Source organism: Clostridium sp. AM22-11AC (genome assembly GCF_003473545.1).
In the GTDB taxonomy this organism is placed as follows: domain Bacteria; phylum Bacillota; class Clostridia; order Lachnospirales; family Lachnospiraceae; genus Enterocloster.
This window is the reverse complement of sequence record NZ_QUCM01000054.1, coordinates 307-951: the sequence shown is the minus strand read 5'-3', so window position 1 is coordinate 951 and position 645 is coordinate 307. Positions and strand designations below refer to the sequence as shown.

The window sequence follows — 645 nt, the reverse complement described above, 5'->3', positions numbered from 1 at the left end:
GTTTCTTTCTCTTCCTCCGGCTACTTAGATGTTTCAGTTCACCGGGTTCCCTCCATAACGCTATGTATTTACGTTATGGTGACTGAGGGTTACTCAGCCGGGTTTCCCCATTCAGATATCTCCGGATCAAAGGATATTTGCTCCTCCCCGAAGCTTTTCGCAGCTTATCACGTCTTTCATCGGCTCTTAGTGCCAAGGCATCCACCCTGCGCTCTTATTAGCTTGACCAAACGATTTTCATTCGCGGGAGCGGATTACTCATCTCAGATGCATAGCGTTGCATCTTTGGTCTGGGTTGTTTACAAAATTTGTTGTATTGTTTTCCATATAACCTTTCGGCTATATGGCCTCGGATGTCTTGATATTCAATTGAATAATCAATCATTTCTATTCAATATGCGGTTTTCAAGGTACGTATTTAATGTATGTTCGTTCAACTAAACTCGAAAAGACCTCGTTAAGTTTTGCGAACGGCCTTTCGGCCAATGGAGATGGAGAGATTCGAACTCTTGACCCCCTGCTTGCAAGGCAGGTGCTCTCCCAACTGAGCTACACCCCCATTGGATGCGGGTCTTCCTTTTTGTTTTTCAAAAAGCAATCCCTGTATTCATTTGTATGAGTTTTTCAACTCAAGTGGGCTTAAGT

General features: G+C 43.7%; 1 tRNA gene and 1 rRNA gene. Both read right to left on the bottom strand.

From position 1 onward, the window contains the following. Positions 1 to 228: ribosomal RNA gene (locus DW251_RS17770) — 23S ribosomal RNA — on the bottom strand; the annotation flags it as partial. Positions 229 to 486: 258 nt separating this feature from the next. Beyond that, positions 487 to 559, bottom strand: a tRNA-Ala gene (locus DW251_RS17765). Positions 560 to 645 lie beyond the last annotated feature (86 nt).